This is a genomic window from Streptomyces sp. JW3 (assembly GCF_052216785.1).
Lineage (GTDB): Bacteria > Actinomycetota > Actinomycetes > Streptomycetales > Streptomycetaceae > Streptomyces.
In genome coordinates, this window is sequence record NZ_JBQOUX010000008.1 from 22,114 (window position 1) to 42,083 (window position 19,970).

Consider the following 19,970-nt stretch of genomic DNA (forward strand, 5'->3'; position numbering starts at 1 on the left):
CCGTGGTGCGGTGTCGGCTCTCGCTGCTGGCTGCGATCGCTGACCAACCCTCTCCGCCGCACCGCGGGCCGGCAGCGCGCCGTCGCCGGCGCACCCCCTCCCACCGCGCCGGCGACGGCCCCGCGCCGTTCCCCTGTGTGCTCCCTTGACCGGCGGAAACTTCCCGGATATTGCTGACTTCTCGGAAGTTTCCTTCAGTCCAAAAGGAGCGCACGTGCCCGACAGCAGCACGGAAAGCGCCGCACAGCCCTCCAGACGTGCCCTGCTCGCGGCCGGCGCCGGCACCGCGGCCGCCGGCACCGCGGCCGCCCTCGCCGCGGCCGCCCTCGCCGCGGCCGGAACCGCCGCCGCCCGGACCGCCGTACCGGACGCCGACGGCCTGCGCACCCTCGTCTCCCGGATGTCCCTCGAGGAGAAGGTCGGCCAGCTGTTCGTGACGCGGGTCTACGGCCACTCCGCCACCGCCCCCGACCAGGCCGACGTCGACGCCAACCTGAAGGAGCTGGGCGTCCGCACCGCCGCCGAGCTGATCGCGAAGTACCGGGTCGGCGGCGTCATCTACTTCGCCTGGGCGCACAACACCCGTGACCCGCAGCAGATCGCGGAGCTGTCCGACGGCATCCAGCGGGCCTCCCTGGAGCAGACGCGCGGACTGCCGGTACTGGTCTCCACCGACCAGGAGCACGGCGCGGTGGCCCGGGTCGGCGCACCGGCCACGCTGTTCCCGGGCGCGATGGCGGTCGGGGCCGGCGGCTCCCGGGCCGACGCCCGCACCCTCGGCCGGATCACCGGGGCCGAGCTGCGCGCGATGGGCATCCGGCAGGACTACGCCCCCGACGCCGACGTCAACGTCGACCCGGCCAACCCGGTGATCGGCGTCCGTTCCTTCGGTTCCGACCCCGCGGCGGTGGCCGCGCTGGTGGCCGCCGAGACGGCCGGCTACCAGGGGGCGGGCGTCGCCGCCTGCGCCAAGCACTTCCCCGGCCACGGGGACACCTCCGTCGACAGCCACACCGGCTTCCCCGTCATCACGCACAGCCGCGCCGAGTGGGAGGAGCTGGACGCGCCGCCGTTCCGCGCCGCGATCGCGGCCGGCGTCGACGCGATCATGACCGCGCATCTGATGGTCCCGGCGCTCGACGACGCCGGTGACCCCGCCACCCTGTCCCGGCCGATCCTCACCGGCCTGCTCCGCGGCGAACTCGGCTACGACGGGGTGGTGGTCACCGACTCCCTCGCCATGGAAGGCGTACGGACCAAGTACGGCGACGACCGGGTGCCGGTACTGGCGCTCAAGGCCGGCGTCGACCAACTCCTCAACCCGCCCGACCTGGATCTGGCCTGGAACGCGGTGCTGACCGCCGTACGCGACGGCGAACTCACCGAGGCGCGGCTCGACACCTCGGTGCTGCGGGTGCTGCGGCTGAAGCGCAAGCTCGGGCTGTTCCGGGACCCGTACACCTCGCGGCGGGAGCTGGACCGCACGGTCGGCACCCGGGCGCACCTGGCGGCGGCCGACCGGATCGCCGAGCGGACGACCACCCTGCTGGTCAACGAGGACGCCGTGCTGCCGCTGTCGCCGCGCCGCACGCCGAGGGTCCTGGTCGTGGGCGCCGACCCGGCCTCCCCGACGGGGACCACGGGACCCCCGACCGGCGTACTGGCGAACGCACTGACCGAGCTGGGGTTTTCGGCCACCGCCCTGTCCACCGGCACCGCCCCGTCCGCGGCCGTCGTCGCGCGGGCGGTCGCGGCGGCCGGGGCCGCCGACGCGGTGGTGATCACCACGTACAACATCACCGCGGGCAGCGCGCAGGCCGCGCTGGCCCGGGAGCTGGTGGCGGCCGGGAAGCCGGTGGTGGCGGTCGCCGTCCGCAATCCGTACGACGTCGCCCAGCTGCCCGGTGTCCCGGCGGTGCTGGCCGCCTACGGCTGGACCGATGTCGAGGTGCGCGCGGCGGCCCGGGTGATCGGCGACCGGGTCCGGCCCCGGGGCCGGCTGCCGGTGCCGGTGCTGCGGGCGGACGACCCGGCGACGGTGCTGCTGCCGGTCGGGCACGGGTTGTCGTACCGGACGTAGCGCGGGTACGCCACGCGCCGGTGGCGGGCTCCGCACGCGGCGCAATACACCCAGCGCCGCTGGCGTGCGCCCACCGCGGCGGGTCACGCTGGACGGTGGTCCCGGTGAACGCGGGGGGCGTACGGGGGGATTGCGGGGGCGGCGATGCGGGCGATGGGATCGATGCGTCGGGCAGGGGCGGCGGCCGGCGCGGCCGCCGGAGCTGTACTGCTCGCGGCGGTGCTGACCGGCTGTCAGAGCGCGACCGGGACGACGACCGCGCGGGACGGGCGGCCGGCCGAGAGCCCGGCGGGTGCCGCGGCGTCCGTCCGGCCGTCCGGGTACGGGGCGGTGTTCCTCGGCGTCGACGAGTGCAGCTCGTTCGGCATCAGGACCTTCACCGAGGTGTCCTGCGGCAGCGAGCGGGCGGCGGCGCGGGTGGTGGCCCGGCACGACGGCCGGGCCGGCGACGGCCCGCCGTGCCCGGCGACCACCGACTTCGTACTCCACATCAGCGAACAGCGGCCCGCCGCCGACGAGGACGGCGACGGCGCGGTGCCCCGGGGCTACGCCTGCATGCGCAACCTCCAGCCGCCGCACCCGGGCGATCCCGGCGGCGGGGGCGGCCCGCGCACCGTCGTCGGGGACTGCGTGTACGAGGCGGGCGCCGGCCAGGTCCGGGAGACGGCCTGCGCGGGCACCGGCGAACGGGCCCCGCAGTACAAGGTGACCGAGGCGGTGTCCGACCGGGCCCGCTGCCCCGCCGCGACGGCGCTGTACGTCCGTCTCGGCGGGGAGCGGCCGGTGGGCTGCGCCCGACCGGTGTGAGGCGTTACCGGCTCACGGCCGCAGCGCGGGCTCGCGTTCGACGTCCCTGCGGTCGAGCCGGGCGTCGAACGTCGCCAGCGGCTTGGCCGCCGACGGGTCGGCCGCGACGGCCGCCGGGGCGACGTCGGCCCAGTCGAGGATGCGGGCGGTGGCCGCGGCCTTCTGCTCGGCGACCAGACCCGCGACGTTGGCGCCGTGGTTCATGCCGGGCGCCATGTAGACGTACGAGTCGTGCGCGCCCTTGCCGAGGCGGAACGGCTCGGCGCCCCACGGGTCGTTCTCGCCGTAGACGAACAGCATCCGGTCGGCGTTGTGCTTGACCCACGCGTCCACGTCGTCCATCACGAACGGCTGGAACCGCATCGGGATGTCCCGGGGCACGAAGTTGCGCGGCGGCTGGTAGCCGTAGCGGATGTACTTCTTCTCGATGTGCGGGAAGTGGATGGTGGGCGCGCCGAGCTGGGTGCCCGCCTGGTAGTAGTACGGGGTGTACGGGCTGAGGCCCTGGTCGGTGTAGAAGGAGAAACCGGAGATCGTGTCGACGCTGGTCCAGATCTCGTCGTCGGTGGCGTTCTTCGCGTCCGCCGGGATGTCGGCGCAGTCGGCCAGGGTGCTGTACTGCCAGAAGCCCCAGACGTAGTCGAGGACGACCGCCTCGTAGGCGCGGTCCAGGGAGCCGATGGTGTCGAAGGTGTAGCCGTTCTCGGCGGCGTACGCCTCGTACCTCTCCTCCAGGGGCGCCCGGCGCACCAGGGCCTCGCGCTGCACGCCGTTCAGCCGGGCCCGGCACTCGGCGGTGCCGACCGTCTCGAAGAACCGGTCGTAGGCCGAGTCCTCGCTGTTCACCACGTCGTTGGGGGCGACGTAGGCGACCACGCCGTCCATGTCGCGCGGGTAGAAGCGTTCGTAGTAGGTGGCGGTCATGCCGCCCTTGGAGCCGCCGGTGGAGATCCAGTTCTCGGCGTAGATCTTCTTCAGCGCCTTGAAGATGCGGTGCTGGTCGCTGGCGGCCTGCCAGATGTCCAGCTTGGACCAGTCGGCCGGGTCGGGGCGGGACGGGGTGAAGTAGCGGTACTCCATGGAGACCTGGTTGCCGTCCACGATCTGGGTCGGCTCGCGGCGGCTGGGTGTGGTGGAGACGCTGTAGCCGCCGGTGTAGAAGACCGTCGGGCGGGCGGTGTCCTTGTGCAGCACGGTGATCCGCTGCTGGAAGGTGCCCTTGGCCGGGTGCCGGTGGTCGACCGGCTGGGTGTAGTTCAGCACGAAGAAGCGGTAGCCGGGGTACGGCTTCTCCTCGATCAGGCTCATCCCCGGTACGGAGAGCAGCCTTTCCTTGATGTCGGTGGCCTCCGGCTGGGCGGCGGTGGCCGCCTGGGCCGTACTGACGGTGCCTATGAGCACCGCGAGCGCCAGCAGCCATCTGAACGCCTTGCGCATGCACCCTCCCCTGTGGGTAACTGACGTCCGCCGGAAGCTAGCAGAAGCCTGTGCGCCAAGACAGAACAATCAGCACAGGATCCAGCCGGAGCTGACCGACCTGGACCCCACCCTGCCCTTCACCCACACACAGCGCTGCCCGGCGTACACCGTCACCGGTCCGGCCCGGTACGCGTACCTGCCCTCGTCGACGACCGGCCGCCCGCCGCGCGCCTTGAGACTGACCGACATCCGCCGCTTGGTGCCGGGCCTCTCCGGGAGGGTGACGGCGCAGACGTAGCCGCCGCGCTTGTAGACGACGACGGAACCGGTGGCGAACGGGAGCGTGCGGGCCTTGCGGCCGGGACAGGGCGCCGCCGCCTGCGCCTGCTGCGGCGGCGCGGCGACGGAGAACAGCCCGGCGGCGGTCAGGACGGCCGTGCCGAGCGCCAGCCGTCTGCGTATACCCACCTTGATCCCCTCTGTGTGTCCCTCACTGACGTACAGGTGTACGACGATCAGGCCACCCCGACCGGTTCCTCCGGCTCGGCGGCGCCGATGAAGGCCCGCCACAGCCGGGCGTACCGGCCGCCGCGCGCGAGCAGTTCCTCGTGGGTGCCGTCCTCGGCGACCCGGCCGCGGTCCATCACCACCACCCGGTCGGCGCGGGCGGCCGTGGTCAGCCGGTGCGCGACGACGAGGGTGGTGCGGCGGCCGGCCAGCCGGTCGGCGGCCTGGTCGACCTGGGCCTCGGTGGCCAGGTCGAGGGCGGCGGTCGCCTCGTCGAGCAGCAGGATGTCCGGGTCGACGAGTTCGGCGCGGGCCAGCGCGATCAGCTGGCGCTGCCCGGCGGAGAGGTTGCGGCCGCGTTCGGCGACCTCGTGCAGATAGCCGCCGTCCAGGGTGGCGATCATCTCGTGCGCGCCGACCGCGCGGGCCGCGGCCTCCACCTCGGCGTCGGTGGCGGCCGGGCGGCCGTAGGCGATGGCGTCGCGGACGGTGCCGGCGAAGAGGTACGCCTCCTGCGGGACGACGCCGAGGCGGTGCCGGTAGGCGGTCAGGTCGAGGTCGCGCAGGTCCTGCCCGTCGACGGTGACCCGGCCGCCGGTCGGGTCGTAGAACCGGGCCACCAGCTTCACCACCGTCGACTTGCCGGCGCCGGTCTCGCCGACGAAGGCGACGGTCTGCCCGGCCGGGATACGGAGGTTCACCCCGACCAGGGCCTCTTCCTCATCCCCGTACGCGAACCGCACGTCCTCGAAGGCGATCTCGCCCCGCAGGGACGGCACGTCGAGCGGCTGGTCGGCGGCCTGGGTGGAGGTCGGCACCCGCAGCAGTTCCTGGATGCGGCCCAGTGAGACGGACGCCTGCTGGTAGCCGTCGAAGACCTGGGAGAGCTGCTGGACGGGCGCGAAGAACAGGTCGATGTACAGCAGGTACGCCACCAGCGCGCCGGTGGTCAGCGTCGCGTCGTCGATCCGGCCGCCGCCGACGACCAGGACGACCGCCGCGGCGGCGGACGCCAGAAGCTGGACGAAGGGGAAGTAGACGGAGATCAGCAGTTGCCCCCTGATCCGGGCCTGCCGGTAGCTGCGGCTGTGCTCGGCGAACCGGCGTCCGCCGTCCCGCTCCCGCCCGAACGCCTGCACGATCCGCAGTCCGGCCACCGTCTCCTGGAGGTCGGCGTTGACGGTGGAGACCCGCTCCCGGGCCAGCTCGTACGCCTTCACGCTGGCCCGGCGGAAGAAGTACGTGGCGATGATCAACGGCGGCAGCGTGGCGAACACGACCAGGGCCAGCTGCACGTCCAGCACCAGCAGGACGCCCATGATCCCGAAGAAGGTGACGACCGAGACGAACGCCGTGACCAGCCCGGTCTGGAGGAACGTCGACAGCGCGTCCACGTCCGTCGTCATCCGGGTCATGATCCGCCCGGTCAGCTCCCGCTCGTAGTAGTCGAGGCCGAGCCGCTGGAGCTGCGCGAAGATTTTCAGCCGCAGCGCGTACAGCACCCGCTCCCCGGTCCGCCCGGTCATCCGGATCTCGCCGGTCTGCGCGCACCACTGGGCGAGTACGGCCAGCAGACCGAGCAGCGAGGCGGTCCAGACCGCGCCGAGGGCGAGGCGGGTGACACCGTCGTCGATGCCGTGCCGGATGAGGACCGGCAGCAGCAGGCCCATGCCGGCGTCCACGGCGACCAGCGCCAGGCTGACCAGCAGCGGCCGGCCGAAGCCGTGCAGCAGGCGGCGCAGGCCGTAGGACTCCTCGGCGCGGACCGCCTGGCTCTCGTCGATGTCCGGGGTGCCGGTGGCGGGCGGCAGCGCGTCGACCTGGGCGAGCAGTTCCGGGGTGGCCGGGGTGCCCGCGAAGGCGGTGTCGCGCGGCTCCCGCTCCCCCGTCCACAGCCGGGGGGTGATGCCGCGCTCGGCGTCGAACTCGGCGTCCAGTTCGTCGCGTACGGAGGTGTCCTCGACGGTCTCGGCGGGCCGGGCGGTGTGGCCGGGCGAGACGGCGCCCAGTTCGTCGGGGTCGGTGAGCAGCCGCCGGTACAGGGCGCAGCGTTCCTGTAGTTCCTCGTGGGTGCCGAGGTCGGCGAGCCGGCCGGCGTCGAGGACGGCGATGCGGTCGGCGAGGTGCAGGGTGGAGCGGCGGTGCGCGATGAGCAGCGTGGTCCGGCCCCGCATGGCCTCCCGCAGCGCCTCGTGGATCTCGTGCTCCACCCGGGCGTCGACGGCGGAGGTGGCGTCGTCCAGGACCAGCAGCCGGGGGTCGGTGAGCAGCGCGCGGGCCAGCGCGACGCGCTGGCGCTGGCCGCCGGAGAGGGTCAGGCCGTGTTCGCCGACGGTGGTGTCGTACCCGTCGGGCAGCTCCCGGATGAACCCGTCGGCCTGCGCGGCGCGGGCGGCGGCCGTTATCTCCTCCTCGGTCGCGTCGGGGCGGCCGTAGGCGATGTTGGCGCGCACCGTGTCGGAGAACAGGAACGAGTCCTCCGGGACCGGCGCGATGGCGGCCCGCAGCGATTCGAGGGTCAGCTCGCGCACGTCGTGGCCGCCGACCAGGACGGCGCCGCGGGTCACGTCGTAGAAGCGCGGCAGGAGCAGGGAGACGGTGGACTTGCCGGAGCCCGAGGCGCCGACGACGGCGAGGGTCTCACCGGCGCGGATCTCGAAGGAGAGTCCGTCGAGCACGGGGCTGTGTTTGCCGGAGGCGGTGTCGTATCCGAAGGACACGTCGTCGAACTCGACGGTGGCGGGCGCGTCGGCCGGCAGTTCCCGGCGTCCGTCCGCGATGGACGGCTCGGTGTCGATCAGCTCCAGGACGCGTTCGGTGCCGGCCCGGGCCTGCTGGCCGACGGTGAGGACGACGGCGAGCATCCGGACCGGGCCGACCAGCTGGGCGAGGTAGGTGGAGAAGGCGACGAACGTGCCGAGGGTGATGTGGCCGTGCACGGCCAGCCAGCCGCCGAGGGCCAGCATGGCGACCTGGCCGAGGGCGGGCACCGACTGGAGGGCCGGGGTGTAGGCGGCGTTCAGCCGGACGGCCCGCAGCCGCGCCGCGAACAGCTTCCGCCCGACCTGCCGGAGCTTCCCGGTCTCCTGGTCCTCCTGCCCGAACCCCTTCACCACCCGTACGCCGCTGACGGCGCCGTCCACCACGCCCGCGACGGCCGCCGCCTGGGCCTGCGCGTACCAGGTGGCCGGGTGCAGCCGGGTGCGGCTGCGGCGGGCGATGAACCACAGCGCCGGCGCGACGGCCAGCGCCACCAGGGTGAGCGGCGGCGACAGCCACGCCATGATGACCAGGGAGATCAGGAACAGCAGCACGTTCCCGATGGTCATCGGCAGCATGAACAGCAGACCCTGGATCAGCTGGAGGTCGCTGGTGGCCCGCCCGACCACCTGCCCGGTGGACAGTTCGTCCTGGCGCCGCCCGTCCAGCCGGGTGATCGCCCCGTACATGTCGGTGCGCAGGTCGTGCTGGACGTCCAGGGCGAGCCGGCCGCCGTAGTACCGCCGTACGAAGGTCAGCCCGTAGACGACGACCGCCGCGCCGACCAGGAGCCCGGCCCAGGTGGCCATCTGCCTGCTCTTGTCCCCGATGACGTCGTCGATGATCACTTTGGTGATCAGCGGGACCAGCGCCATGACGGCCATGCCGCCCAGCGAGGCGCCGAGGGCGAGGACGACGTCCTTGGGGTAGCGCCAGGCGTAGCCCGCCAGTCGTCGTGCCCATCCCCGTTGTGCGTCCACGCCGTGCCCTCCGGTCATCTGATCTGCCGGAAGGCACCAACGCGGGACGGGCGGGATTTCATCCCGCCGCAACAATTCGGCTGCCGTCAGACGGCTGTCAGACCCGGACCCGCAGCCGGTAGAAGCGGGTGGTCTGGGTCGCGCCCTGGTTGTCGTCGCTGACCAGGAGCACGTCGAGGCGGCCCTTGGTGCGGCCGGTGACCGCCATGCCCTCGATGTTGTCGAGCAGCGGGTTGGGCTGCGGCTGCTTGGCGGTGGCGCCGAGCGAGGGGCAGGCGGCGATGTCGGTGAGCAGGGACTTGCGCACCGTGCGGATGCCGCTGGTGGTGAGGGTCTCCGTGTCGCTGACGTCCGTGGCCCGGCGCGGGTCGGCCAGGTAGAGGCGGACGGTGTTGCCGACGCCGGAGGTGAACCCGCGCTCCAGCACGAGCAGGCGGCCGTCGGGCGTCGCGGTGACCTCGGGCACCCCGAGCCCGGCGTCCACGGGGTAGGCGTACTGCGCGCCGAGCCGGAAGTGATTGCTCTTCGTCCGCTGCCAGGTCTGGACGCGGACGAGGCCCGTGTCGTCGCCGGACAGGGCGTACTCCATCGACGCGACGAGCGTCTTTCCGTCGGGCAGCAGGGTGAGCCCCTCGAACGTACCGTTCGACTGTCCCCGCCCGGCGGGCGTGGTCCGCAGCGCGTCCGGCACGGGAAGGGTGTCGAGGATCTCGCCGGTGCGGGAGTAGCGGCGGACGGACGGCTCGGTCTCGGAGGAGACGAGGTAGGTGCCGTCCTTGTCGACGACGAGGCCCTCACTGTCCAGCGCGGCGCCGCTCTCGTCGGCGAGCGGGACGACGGACTTCGGCTCCAGGGTCTTCGCGTCCAGCCGGAAGAGGGAGGAGCGGTCGGACAGGGCGGCGATCGTGCCGTGCCGGTCGGTGGCCAGCGCGGAGAAGTTGCCGACGTAGGTGCCCTGGAACGTCGTCTTGTCGAGGGCGTCGGAGAAGCCGTCGATGGCGACGGAGGACGAACAGGCGTTCCGCGCGGCACCGGCCGCCCCGGCCGCGGGTGCGGCGGTGGCGGGCCCGGCGGCCGAGAGACAGGTGGCGGCCGCCAGACCGGCGGTGACGGTGGCGAGTGCGGTGCGCAGAGTTCTCGTGTGCATGGCGGCACGGTACGGCGCGGTGGTGACGCGGGGTGGGCCGTCCGGTGAAGTCAGCGGGCGGCGAGCCGGTTTTCGGCGATCCGGTGTACGTCGGTCAGCGCGGCGTACATGCAGGTCAGCAGGTAACGGAGCTGGTCGGGGGTGGATCTGGGGTCGTCGAGGAGGTCGGCGGCGTGGCAGAGGAGTTGGCCGGCCATGTCGAGCTGGGCGGTGTCGACGGCGTCGGCGAGACGGGAGAGGGGACCGGTCCCGTCGGTCAGCAGGTATGCGGGTTTGCCCTCGGGTCCGGTCCAGGGCAGTTGCCGGGCGGCGCGCATGCCGTCGGTCATCGGGTCGCCTCCGCCAGCGCGTAGCGGGTGACGGCCGGGCGTCGCCGTCGTCGGCGCCGGCCCGTGGCGGGCAGCAGGAGGTCGAGCAGCAGAAGCAGGGGTGACCTGGTGCGGCGGGCGGTTCGGTGACGCATGGCATCGGCTCCGTAAGTGTGGGCATCGCTTTGCGTAGCGATTCCCTCACACCTTGGAGTTGTCGAAGCTAGGCTCGCCAGAGGTATGGATGTGCCGGTTCCTTTGTCACGCGGGGGTCGAACGGGTGAGCAACGTCTACGGCAACTGGCTCAGGCAGCAGCGGGAGGCGGCGGGGCTGACGCAGCAGCAACTGGCCGACTTGGCGTTGATGACGCGGTCGCACATCGCGCATATCGAGGCGGGGCGGCGGTTGCCGTCCCGGGAGGACGCACGGCGCCTGGACGCGGCCCTGAACACGGGGAACGTGCTGAGCAGTTTCCTGCCGGAGAAGGAACCGGCGGTCGCCGACTACTTCGAGGCGGCACGGCAACTCGAACAACAGGCGGTGATGATCCGGGAGTACGCCCTGTCGTTCATCCCGGGCATCCTCCAGACCGAGGGATATGCACGTGCGGTCTTGGGCAGACGATTCCCTCCCGTGAGCGCGGAAGAGCGTGACAGACGCGTTGTCACACGCCTCCAGCGCGCGAAGATCCTCGACGATCCCCTCACTCCTGTGGTGTGGGCGCTGCTCGACGAGTCGGTTCTGCACCGTCGCATCGGCGGGCCGGACGTCATGGCGGAACAGCTCGACCATCTCGTCCAGCTCGGGGAGAGCGGACGGGTTCAGGTGCATGTGGTGCCGTTCGCCATGGGCGGGTATCCGCTGCTCAACAACATGCTTACGCTGATGTGGTTCGAGGATCAGCCGCCGGCTGTCTACGGGGAGGGCCTGTACATGGGCAAGCTGCACGACGCCTCGTCGGTGGTCCAAGAGCTGCATCACCGCTACGACTTCACGCTGGGCAACGCCCTGCCGCTCAAGGAGACACTTGCTCTGCTGAGGGCTACCGCCAGGGATTATGGACCCCATGACTGATGGAACCGTACGCAATGCCGCGTCGCTTGAGGGCTGGCGGAAGTCCTCCTACAGCAACGACCAGGGCGGGAGTTGCCTGGAAGTCGCCGATGGTTACGACGATGTCCTCCCTGTCCGCGATTCCAAGATGCCGCACGGCCCCGCCGTCGTGTTCCCGGCGTCGGTGTGGGCGGCGTTCGTCTCGGCTGTCCAGGACGGTCCCCGGTAGGGGTGACAGGCAGGCGGCTGGGGAGGACCATGTACGCCATGACTGACGCGACCGTACGCGATGCCACATCACAGACGGGCTGGCGGAAGTCCTCCTACAGCAATGACGAGGCCGGGAGTTGCCTCGAAGTCGCCGACGGACACGGGGGCGTCGTCCCCGTCCGGGACTCGAAGGTGTCGCACGGCCCCGCCGTGGTGTTCCCGGCGGAGCCGTGGGGCGCGTTCATCGAGTCGGTGAAGGGCGGTTACAGGTAGGGGCGGGTGAGGAGTTCGATCGCGTGGCCGGCGGGGTCCTTGAAGTAGACGCCCCGGCCGCCGTGTTCGGTGTTGGTTTCGCCTGGGCGGCGCATCTGGGGGTCGGCCCAGTGTTCGATGCCGCGTTCGCGGAGCCGTCGGTAGGCCCGGTCGAAGTGGTCGTCGTCGACCAGGAACGCGTAGTGCTGCATCTGGATCTCCACCGGCGGCTCGGCGAACTGGAGCAGGACGCCGTCGTTGAGCTGGATGTTGGTGAACGGCCCCCAGGACGGCGCTTCCGGCACTTCCAGCAGTTCGCGGAAGAAGCGGGCGGATTCCTGGCGGTCCTTGGCGGCGATGATGGTGTGGGTGAACGTGGCCGGCATACGACTGCCTCACTCGGCTCGGCACGGGAAGGGACTCGTGGTGACGTACGAGTCCGCGGGAGGTCCGCGTGCCGGAGCGGGAGAGTGCCGCCGGTGCGGGGTCAGTCCCGCACCGGATAGCCGATCCGTGTGTGGCGTGGCGCCGGTCCGGTGTTCACGCCGAAAAATCTACGGGAATCCCCCCGCCCCCCAACACCCCTCCACCCAAACCCCCGAACACTCCCGCCCCCACCGTCCTCCCCTCGCTCATCCGAGCACCCCCATGACACTCCCCCGTCGTCTGCTCACGCTTTCCGGCCGACAGGGGCCGCGACCGCCGGTTCGAGCAGGGCCAGCGTCCGGTTGTCCGCGTCCACGTGGGCGCGGACTCCGATGGGCAGCGGCAGGTTCGGTGCGGTGTGGCCGAAGTCGACCTGGGCGAGCACCGGGATGCCACGGTCGGCCAGGACGTCGAGCACCACGTCACGCAGATCCGCGCGGTCCCCGCCGTCTTCGTGGGGCGTGACCTCGGTCGGGACGCCGACCACCATGCCCGCGATCCGGTCCAGCACCCCGGACAGCCGCAAGGTGTGCAGGTCGTTCCAGATCCGCGAGACCGGCCGCTGGAGCTCCTCCCAGAACAGCACGGCGCCGTCGAACAGTTCGGGGGCCGGTGCGAACGGTGTCGCCTGGAGGAGAATCAGGCGGTTCAGCAGACCGCCGAACAGTGGTCCCTCCGCGCGACCCGGCCGCCAGGTCTCCCACACCTCCCGCGCCGGCAGCGCGCCCGGCGCCTCGGCCCTGGTGAGCACACGGGTGTAGAGGTCGACCAGTTCGGCGCGGCGGGCCCGGTCGCCCAGCGTGTACCAGTCGCTGCCGAAACCGTGGGTGGCGATGTCGGCGTGGAAGCCGACGAGGCCGGTCCTGGCGTGCAGCGCCATGTGCAGCAGCGAGATGTCGCTGTAGCCGATGATCGGTTTCGGGTCGGCCCGGATCGCGTCGAGATCGATCAGATCGAGATAGCCGATGGTCGCCTGTCCCCCGGTGTGCGCGACGACGGCCCGCACCTCCGGGTCCCGGAGCAGGGCGTTGAGCTCGTCGGCCTGCTCCGCCGGAGTGCCCGCCGCCCACCAGCGCCGCCGCGCCGGGTCGACCATCGGACTGACCCGCGCCCGGAACCCCATCCGCTCCAGTACCGCCACCCCACGGGCGAGCAGGGGTTCCTCACCCGGCTCAAGCTGCCCCGAGGGCGCGGTGACGACCACGAGGTCGCCGGGACACAGTGCGCGGGGCCGAAGTATCGCGGGCATGGAACCTCTTCCTCATTGATCGACAGCCGCGAACAACAAGGCCCCCACCACCGGTATTCCTCACCGCCTACGACGCGGACCGACTCGGGTCAACACCGGCCAGTCAACGTGGTCGCCGTCAACCCCCGCACCGTCTGCCGGGTCACCGCCGTGTCCTCGACGCCCGGCCCCGACACGGTGCGTCCACGAAGGAGACATGCCGTACCGCAGCAGCAATCGAACCCCAAACCGTGAACACTCCCCGCCCCCTCGTCCTCCCCTCGCTCATTCGAGTGCCTCCCTGACATTCCCCCTCCACCCGCTCGCCCTTTTCCCACGATGAGTTCATGACTCCCGCAGCCGCATGGGGCAGCAACCCCTACAGCACCAGGCATGTGATCGACACCGTACGCACCCTCATGCGGAGCGACGGCCTGGACGTCTCCCTGACCGCCATCGCCCGCGACTGCGGGACCTCGCGCAACTTCCTCTACGAGAACTGGCGCACCGTCGCCGCGCTGCACCTGCACGCGCTGCGGGCGGAACTGGTGCACGCCTTCGTCATGGCGGACCGCACCCACCCCAGCGACGGCACCGTCGCGGGTATCGCCGGGCACCTGTCCCAGGTCGTCCGGCTGGTCCGCCGCCACCCGACCACGGCGGCCGTCGCCCGGACCTCCCCCACCGCGTTCGCGCGGGCGCAGACCGCCATCGAGGGGCCACTGGTGACATCGGTGACAGAGCTGATCAACGATGTGCTCCACCCGCTGGTGCCGTACGGCGGCGTCGGCGGTGATCCCGCGCTGAACTCCCGGGCCTGGAAGATCCTGTGGATCGCCCGGCCCGCCGCCCTGTGCCCGGAGGCCGTCGGGGACCAGCGCCGGGAGGACGTCCTGGACGGGGCCTTCGACGCCTTGCTGCGTGATCTGCTCGCCCCGTGGGACGCCCCTGGCTGACCGCCTGATTCACAGAAATCTCCCAGGCCGGGGACAGTCCGCGCTCATCGCCCTTGTGGAAGGTGTTCTGGTGACATCTGCCACCGATCCACTCCCCCCGACCCCCGCGCCCGCCGCGCCCACCGCGCCGCGCTGGTCGCTGCCCGCACTCCTGGCGATCCTCGCCCTGGCGGCGGCGCTGTACGCCTGGAACCTCTCCTCCTCCGGCCTGAACAGCTTCTACAGCGCCGCCGTGCTCAGCGGCACGGAGAGCTGGAAGGCGTGGTTCTTCGGCTCGCTGGACGCGGGGAACTTCCTCACCGTCGACAAGCCGCCACTGGCGCTGATGGTCATGGGCCTGTCCTGCCGGGTGTTCGGATACGGCACCTGGCAGATGATGGCGCCGATGATCGTGGCCGCGCTGGCGACGATCTGGATCCTGCACACGTCCGTGAAGCGGGTGTGGGGCCACGGCGCGGCGACGGTCGCCGCGCTGGTGCTCGCCCTGACCCCGATCACCGTCGCCATCAACCGGGACAACAACCCGGACACCCTGCTGGTGTTCCTGATGGTGAGCGGCGCGGCGCTGGGACTGCGGGCGACGCGCACCGACCGGCTGGCGCCCCTGCTGGGCGCGGCGGTGTGCTTCGGGCTCGCCTTCAACACCAAGATGCTCCAGGGTTACATCGCGCTGCCCGCCGTGTTCCTGGTGTACGTGTACGCCTCCCGGCTCGGCTGGCTGAAGAAGGTCCGCAACCTGGTGCTGGCCGCCGTCGCGCTGGCGGTGTCGTCGTTCTGGTGGGCGGCGGCCGTCTCCCTGGTGCCCGCCGACGAGCGGCCGTACATCGGCGGCTCGACGGACGGCACGGCCTGGGACCTGATCATGGGCTACAACGGCCTCGGCCGCGTCTTCGGCGGCGAGGGCAACGGTGGCGGCGGCGGGGGCGGCGGCAGTTTCGCCGGGACGGCCGGGATCGGCCGGATGTTCAACGACGTGCTCGGCGGCCAGATCTCCTGGCTGCTGCCGTTCGCGGGCATCGCGCTCGTCGGCGGCCTGGTGCGGTGCGGGCGGGCCCCGCGCACCGACCCGACCCGGGCCGCGCTGGTGCTGTGGGGCGGCTGGACGGTCCTGCACTACCTGACCTTCGCCATGGCCGAGGGCACCATGCACCCGTACTACACGACCGCGCTCGCCCCCGGCATCGCGGCGCTGTGCGGAGGCGGCGGTGTACTGCTGCTGCGCGCCTTCCGGGCCGACCGGCGGTGGGTGTGGGTGCTGCCGCTGGCCCTCGGTGTCACCGGGATCTGGGCGGTCGTGCTGCTGCGCCGGGCCGCCGGCTGGAACAGCTGGCTGTGGCCGGCCGTCGCGGTGGTGATGGCGCTGGCCATCGCGGGCCTGCTGGTGTTCCGTTCCGGGCGGCGGGTGCGGCTGCTGGCGGTGTCGGTGGCCGCGGCGGTGATCGCGTCGGTGGCGGGTCCGGCGGCGTACGCCTGGTCGGTGCCGTCCGGTTCGGGCGGCGGCATGGGCGGCACCAACCCGACCGCCGGCCCGACGACGGGCAGCGGCATGGGCGGCCCCGGAGGCGGCGGTGGTGGCGGTGGCGGCATGCCGGGCGGCTCCGAGCAGGGTGGCGGCCAGCCGGGCGGCGGCTTCCCCGGCGGGGGCGAGATGCCGGAGGGCGGCGAGCTGCCGGAGAGCGGCGGTACGCCGCCCGGCGGCTCGGCCGAGGCAGGCGGCACGCCGCCCAGCGGCGCCGACGACCAGTCCGGCGGCCAGTCCGGCGACGCATCCGGCGACGAGTCCGGCGAGTCGACCGGCGCGGCCGGCATGGGCGGCGCAGGCATGGGCGGCGGCATGGGCGGAGCCACCAGCACCGAGCTGGTCTCCTACCTCAAGAAGCACCAGGACGGCGCCACCTGGCTGCTCGCCGTCTCCAGCTCGCAGAGCGCCGCGCAGCTCATCCTCAGCAGCGGTGAGCCGGTCATCTCCATGTGGGGCTGGTCCGGCAGCGACCAGGCGATGACCCTGGCCAAGCTCAAGGAGCTGGTGAGGAGCGGGCAGTTGCACTACATCCAGATCTCCTCCGGCGGCACGGGCGGCGGCGGCATGGGCGGTGACAACAGCCTCAGCACCGAGGTCACCGAGTGGGTGCAGCAGCACGGCACCGAGGTCACGGCCGTCGACGACACCTCGGGCGTCTACCGGCTGGACGCGTCCGACGTGAACTGACCGGCGTCACCGCGCACCTGACGCGACGGCCCCCGACCCCCAGGTCGGGGGCCGTCGTCACGCAATCGACACGCCATGTACACCACACCTCTACCATGTCCATGTCATTCTCCGGGTATCCCTTCATGCAACACGCGTAGATCGGACACCCCACATGCTCGCGATACGCATCCCCAGACCCCGCCGCAAGGCCCTGGCGCTCGCCACGGCCGCCGTCCTCACCGCCCTGGTCGCCCCGTCCCTGACGGTGACCGAGGCCGCGGCCACGACGACGGACTACGACACCACGTACTACAAGAACGCGATCGGCAAGACCGGGACCAGCCTCAAGTCCTCGCTGCACACGATCATCAGCAGCCAGACGAAGATCTCGTACTCCGCCGTCTGGAACGCCCTCAAGTCCACCGACGAGGACCCGAACAACAGCGGCAACGTGATCCTGCTGTACAGCGGCGTCTCCCGCAGCAAGTCCCTCAACGGCGGTGACGTCGGCGACTGGAACCGCGAGCACACCTGGGCCAAGTCGCACGGCGACTTCGGCGAGGCCACCGGTCCCGGCACCGACCTGCACCACCTGCGCCCGGCCGACGTCCAGGTCAACAGCGTCCGCGGCAACCTGGACTTCGACAACGGCGGCTCCACCGTCAGCAACGGCGGCGGCAGCCTGGTCGACTCCGACTCCTTCGAGCCGCGCGACGCCGACAAGGGCGACGTGGCCCGCATGATCCTCTACATGGCCGTGCGCTACGAGGGCGACGACGGCTGGGCCGACCTGGAGCCCAACGAGAAGGTCGGCAACGGCAGCAACCCGTACATCGGCAAGCTCGCGGTCCTCAAGGCGTGGAACGACGAGGACCCGCCCAGCGCCTTCGAGGAGAACCGCAACCAGGTCATCTACGACGACTACCAGCACAACCGGAACCCGTTCATCGACCACCCGGAGTGGGTCGAGGCGATCTGGTAGGACGGTCCCGTCACTCCAGGCGGGTCGGCGCGAACTCGCGCAGGGCGGCCGGCAGGACGACCACCGAGGGACCGGGCGTCGCCAGCGCCTTGGCGAGGTCCGCCGCCAGCGTCCCGGGCGAGGTGCGCAGACCCGGGACGCCGAACGACTCGGCCAGCGCCACCCAGTCGGGGCCGGGCAGGTCGGTCGCCGTCGGCGCGCCGTCGTCGACGATCAGCCAGGTGACGTCCAGGCCGTACCGCCGGGCGGTGGCCAGTTCGGCGACGGAGTGGAGCGCGCCGCCGTCGCCGGACACCGCCAGCACCGGGCGGATCGGGTCGGCGGCGGCCGCGCCGAGGGCGGCCGGGAAGGCGTAGCCGAGGCCGCCGGCGCCCTGGGCGGAGTGCATGGTGCCGGGCGCCTTGGGATCGAAGGCCGACCAGGCCCAGTAGGTCAGGATCGTCATGTCCCAGAAGGACGGCGCGGTGGCGGGCAGCGCGCGGCGGACGGCGGCCAGGACGTCCTGTTCCAGGGTGAGTTCCTGGGCGGCGATGCGGTCGTGGACCCGGCCCAGGACGGCCCGGACCCGTTCGGGGGCGGTCGGGTCGGTGCGTTCGCCGGTGGTCTCCAGCAGGGCCTGGAGGGCGAGGCGGGCGTCGGCGTGGATGCCGAGGGCGGGGTGGTTGGACTCCAGTTTGCCGAGGTCGGCCTCGATCTGGACGACCCGGCCGCGGGGGCGGAAGGTGTGGTGGTTGGAGGAGAGTTCGCCGAGGCCGGAGCCGACGACGAGGAGGACGTCGGCGTCCTCCAGGAAGTCGGTGGTGTGCCGGTCCTGAAGCCAGGACCCGAGGGAGAGCGGGTGGGTCCAGGGGAAGGCGCCCTTGCCGCCGAAGGTGGTGACGACGGGGGCGTCGAGGCGTTCGGCGAGCCGGCGCAGCTTGCCCGCGGCGTCGGCGCGGACCACTCCGCCGCCCGCGATGATCGCGGGGCGTTCGGCGCGGGTCAGCAGGTCGGCGGCGACGGCGGTCAGCTCCACCCGGGGGACCAGTTCCTCGGGGGTGGCGTCGAGGCCGGTCACCTCCGGCAGCGTCGTCTCGGCGCGCAGCACGTCCTCGGGGATCTCCACCCACACCGGGCCGTGCGGGGCGGTCAGCGCGGAGCGCCAGGCCGCGGCGATCGCGGACGGGATCTGGGACTGGGCGCGCACGGTGTGCACGGACTTCACCACGCCCCGGAAGGAGGCGGCCTGGTCGGGGAGTTCGCGCAGACAGCCGTGGCGGCCGCCGCCCAGGCCCGCGGTGGGGACCTGGCCGCTGATGGCGAGGACCGGCGCGGCGGCGGCGCGGGCCTCCTGGAGCGCGGCCAGCGAGGCGAGCGCGCCCGGTCCGGTGGACAGCAGCAGCGGGGCGGCCTCGCCGGTGATCCGGCCGTAGGCGTCGGCGGCGAAACCGGCGTTGTTCTCCACCCGCAGGCCGAGGTAGCGCAGGCCGGAGCGGCCGAGCGCGTCGAAGAGGCCGGGGGTGTGCCGGCCGGGCAGGCCGAAGACGGTGGTCGCGCCGAGCCCGGCGAGGGTCTCCACGACCAGGTCCGAGCCGGTGCGGCCGGGAGGCGGACGCAGCGCGGCCCGGGTCTGGGTCTCGGTCGGGCTCAGGACGAGGTCGTGGTCGTGCGTCACTGGGAGCGGGCCTCCGCGGTCCGGCGGGACATCAGGGTGGTCAGTTCGTAGGCGGTGTGCGCGGCCGCCACCGACGTGATCTCCGCGTGGTCGTACGCGGGGGCCACCTCGACGACGTCCGCCGACACCAGGTTGCACGATGCCAGGCCGCGCAGGATCTCCAGCAGCTCGCGGGAGGTCATGCCGCCGGCCTCGGGGGTGCCGGTGCCGGGCGCGTGCGCCGGGTCGAGGCAGTCGATGTCGACGGAGACGTACAGCGGGCGGTCGCCGACCCGCTGCCGCAGCTGGTCGGCGACCTCGTCGACGCCGCGCCGCATGACGTCCGCGGAGGTGACGATGCCGAAGCCCAGCTTCTCGTCGTCGGTGAGGTCCTGCTTGCCGTAGAGCGGGCCGCGGGTGCCGACGTGGGAGAGGGCGGCGGTGTCGAGGACGCCTTCCTCCACCGCCCGCCTGAAGGGCGTGCCGTGGGTGTACTCGGCGCCGAAGTAGGTGTCCCAGGTGTCCAGGTGGGCGTCGAAGTGGAGCAGCGCGACCGGGCCGTGCCGCTTGGCGACCGCGCGCAGCAGCGGCAGCGCGATGGTGTGGTCGCCGCCGAGGGTCATCAGCCGGGCGCCGGTCGAGAGCAGTTCGTCGGCCGCCGCCTCGACGGTCTCCACGGCTTCGTGGATGTCGAACGGGTTGACGGCTATGTCGCCGGCGTCGGCGACCTGGGCGAGGGCGAAGGGGGCGGCGTCCTGCGCCGGGTTGTAGGGGCGCAGCAGCCGGGACGCCTCGCGGACGGCGTTGCCGCCGAACCGGGCGCCGGGCCGGTAGGAGACGCCGGAGTCGAACGGCACGCCCACCACGGCGACGTCGGCGCGGCCGACCTCGTCCAGCCGGGGCAGCCGGGCGAAGGTGGCGGGGCCCGCGTAGCGCGGGACGCGGGAGGAGTCGACGGGACCGCGCGGCGAGACATCGTTGCTCATACCCAGACCTTAAATGGCCACAGAACGACAGCGAAGTGCACGTC

General features: G+C 72.4%; 18 protein-coding genes. 8 read left to right on the forward strand and 10 right to left on the reverse strand.

What is annotated here, in order from left to right:
* Positions 1 to 214: 214 nt before the first annotated feature.
* The gene (locus tag ACTT8P_RS05680; RefSeq protein ID WP_442830414.1) at positions 215 to 2,080 is read left to right on the forward strand and encodes a glycoside hydrolase family 3 protein; all 1,866 of its coding nucleotides are present in this window, start codon (positions 215 to 217) and stop codon (positions 2,078 to 2,080) included.
* Between the two features lie 162 nt (positions 2,081 to 2,242).
* Entirely contained in the window at positions 2,243 to 2,887 is a 645-nt protein-coding gene (locus ACTT8P_RS05685; RefSeq protein ID WP_442830487.1) for a hypothetical protein, read from the forward strand.
* Between the two features lie 12 nt (positions 2,888 to 2,899).
* Here the strand turns inward: ACTT8P_RS05685 and ACTT8P_RS05690 are convergent, their stop codons facing one another.
* The 6 genes from ACTT8P_RS05690 to ACTT8P_RS05715 all read right to left on the reverse strand — a co-directional run bounded on the left by ACTT8P_RS05690 (position 2,900) and on the right by ACTT8P_RS05715 (position 10,163).
* Positions 2,900 to 4,324, reverse strand: a complete 1,425-nt coding sequence (locus ACTT8P_RS05690; protein ID WP_442830415.1) for a S28 family serine protease — start codon at positions 4,322 to 4,324, stop codon at positions 2,900 to 2,902.
* Positions 4,325 to 4,393: 69 nt separating this feature from the next.
* Positions 4,394 to 4,774, reverse strand: coding sequence for a hypothetical protein (locus tag ACTT8P_RS05695; protein WP_442830416.1), 381 nt, complete (start codon positions 4,772 to 4,774; stop codon positions 4,394 to 4,396).
* 47 nt (positions 4,775 to 4,821) lie between these two features.
* Positions 4,822 to 8,553 (reverse strand): ABC transporter ATP-binding protein, encoded by a 3,732-nt coding sequence (locus ACTT8P_RS05700; protein ID WP_442830417.1) that lies wholly within the window; start codon positions 8,551 to 8,553, stop codon positions 4,822 to 4,824.
* A gap of 97 nt (positions 8,554 to 8,650) precedes the next feature.
* Complete coding sequence (locus ACTT8P_RS05705; protein ID WP_442830418.1) at positions 8,651 to 9,700, reverse strand: esterase-like activity of phytase family protein; 1,050 nt, start codon at positions 9,698 to 9,700, stop codon at positions 8,651 to 8,653.
* 50 nt (positions 9,701 to 9,750) lie between these two features.
* The gene (locus ACTT8P_RS05710; protein WP_442830419.1) at positions 9,751 to 10,029 is read right to left on the reverse strand and encodes a hypothetical protein; all 279 of its coding nucleotides are present in this window, start codon (positions 10,027 to 10,029) and stop codon (positions 9,751 to 9,753) included.
* Positions 10,026 to 10,163 (reverse strand): hypothetical protein, encoded by a 138-nt coding sequence (locus tag ACTT8P_RS05715; protein ID WP_442830420.1) that lies wholly within the window; start codon positions 10,161 to 10,163, stop codon positions 10,026 to 10,028. The genes ACTT8P_RS05710 and ACTT8P_RS05715 overlap by 4 nt, the downstream gene beginning before the upstream one ends.
* 125 nt (positions 10,164 to 10,288) lie before the next feature.
* Between ACTT8P_RS05715 and ACTT8P_RS05720 the strand changes: the two genes are divergently transcribed.
* The 3 genes from ACTT8P_RS05720 to ACTT8P_RS05730 are packed head-to-tail and all read left to right on the forward strand — an operon-like array spanning position 10,289 to position 11,545.
* On the forward strand, positions 10,289 to 11,083 hold the full coding sequence (locus ACTT8P_RS05720; protein WP_442830421.1) for a helix-turn-helix domain-containing protein: 795 nt from the start codon (positions 10,289 to 10,291) through the stop codon (positions 11,081 to 11,083).
* Positions 11,076 to 11,291, forward strand: a complete 216-nt coding sequence (locus ACTT8P_RS05725; RefSeq protein ID WP_442830422.1) for a DUF397 domain-containing protein — start codon at positions 11,076 to 11,078, stop codon at positions 11,289 to 11,291. The genes ACTT8P_RS05720 and ACTT8P_RS05725 overlap by 8 nt, the downstream gene beginning before the upstream one ends.
* A 38-nt stretch (positions 11,292 to 11,329) precedes the next feature.
* The gene (locus tag ACTT8P_RS05730) at positions 11,330 to 11,545 is read left to right on the forward strand and encodes a DUF397 domain-containing protein (protein WP_442830423.1); all 216 of its coding nucleotides are present in this window, start codon (positions 11,330 to 11,332) and stop codon (positions 11,543 to 11,545) included.
* Here ACTT8P_RS05730 and ACTT8P_RS05735 read toward each other — a convergent pair.
* Both ACTT8P_RS05735 and ACTT8P_RS05740 read right to left on the reverse strand, forming a co-directional pair.
* Positions 11,536 to 11,910: a VOC family protein gene (locus ACTT8P_RS05735; RefSeq protein ID WP_442830424.1), complete on the reverse strand. Its 375-nt coding sequence runs from the start codon at positions 11,908 to 11,910 to the stop codon at positions 11,536 to 11,538. The two genes, ACTT8P_RS05730 and ACTT8P_RS05735, sit on opposite strands and share 10 nt — an antisense overlap.
* Before the next feature lie 284 nt (positions 11,911 to 12,194).
* Entirely contained in the window at positions 12,195 to 13,199 is a 1,005-nt protein-coding gene (locus tag ACTT8P_RS05740) for a S66 peptidase family protein (protein WP_442830425.1), read from the reverse strand.
* A gap of 326 nt (positions 13,200 to 13,525) precedes the next feature.
* Here ACTT8P_RS05740 and ACTT8P_RS05745 point away from each other — a divergent pair, with 326 nt between their 5' ends.
* From ACTT8P_RS05745 to ACTT8P_RS05755, 3 genes are all read left to right on the forward strand, one after another.
* Positions 13,526 to 14,134, forward strand: a complete 609-nt coding sequence (locus tag ACTT8P_RS05745; protein ID WP_442830426.1) for a hypothetical protein — start codon at positions 13,526 to 13,528, stop codon at positions 14,132 to 14,134.
* 70 nt (positions 14,135 to 14,204) lie between these two features.
* Positions 14,205 to 16,343, forward strand: coding sequence for an ArnT family glycosyltransferase (locus ACTT8P_RS05750; RefSeq protein ID WP_442830427.1), 2,139 nt, complete (start codon positions 14,205 to 14,207; stop codon positions 16,341 to 16,343).
* Between the two features lie 154 nt (positions 16,344 to 16,497).
* On the forward strand, positions 16,498 to 17,307 hold the full coding sequence (locus ACTT8P_RS05755; protein WP_442830428.1) for an endonuclease I family protein: 810 nt from the start codon (positions 16,498 to 16,500) through the stop codon (positions 17,305 to 17,307).
* A 10-nt stretch (positions 17,308 to 17,317) separates the two neighbouring features.
* On the opposite strand, the gene ACTT8P_RS05760 is transcribed toward ACTT8P_RS05755, so the two are convergent.
* Positions 17,318 to 18,961, reverse strand: coding sequence for a thiamine pyrophosphate-binding protein (locus ACTT8P_RS05760; protein WP_442830429.1), 1,644 nt, complete (start codon positions 18,959 to 18,961; stop codon positions 17,318 to 17,320).
* Positions 18,958 to 19,926, reverse strand: a complete 969-nt coding sequence (gene speB, locus ACTT8P_RS05765; RefSeq protein WP_442830430.1) for an agmatinase — start codon at positions 19,924 to 19,926, stop codon at positions 18,958 to 18,960. Before speB ends, ACTT8P_RS05760 begins: the two co-directional genes overlap by 4 nt.
* Between the last annotated feature and the right edge of the window lie 44 nt (positions 19,927 to 19,970).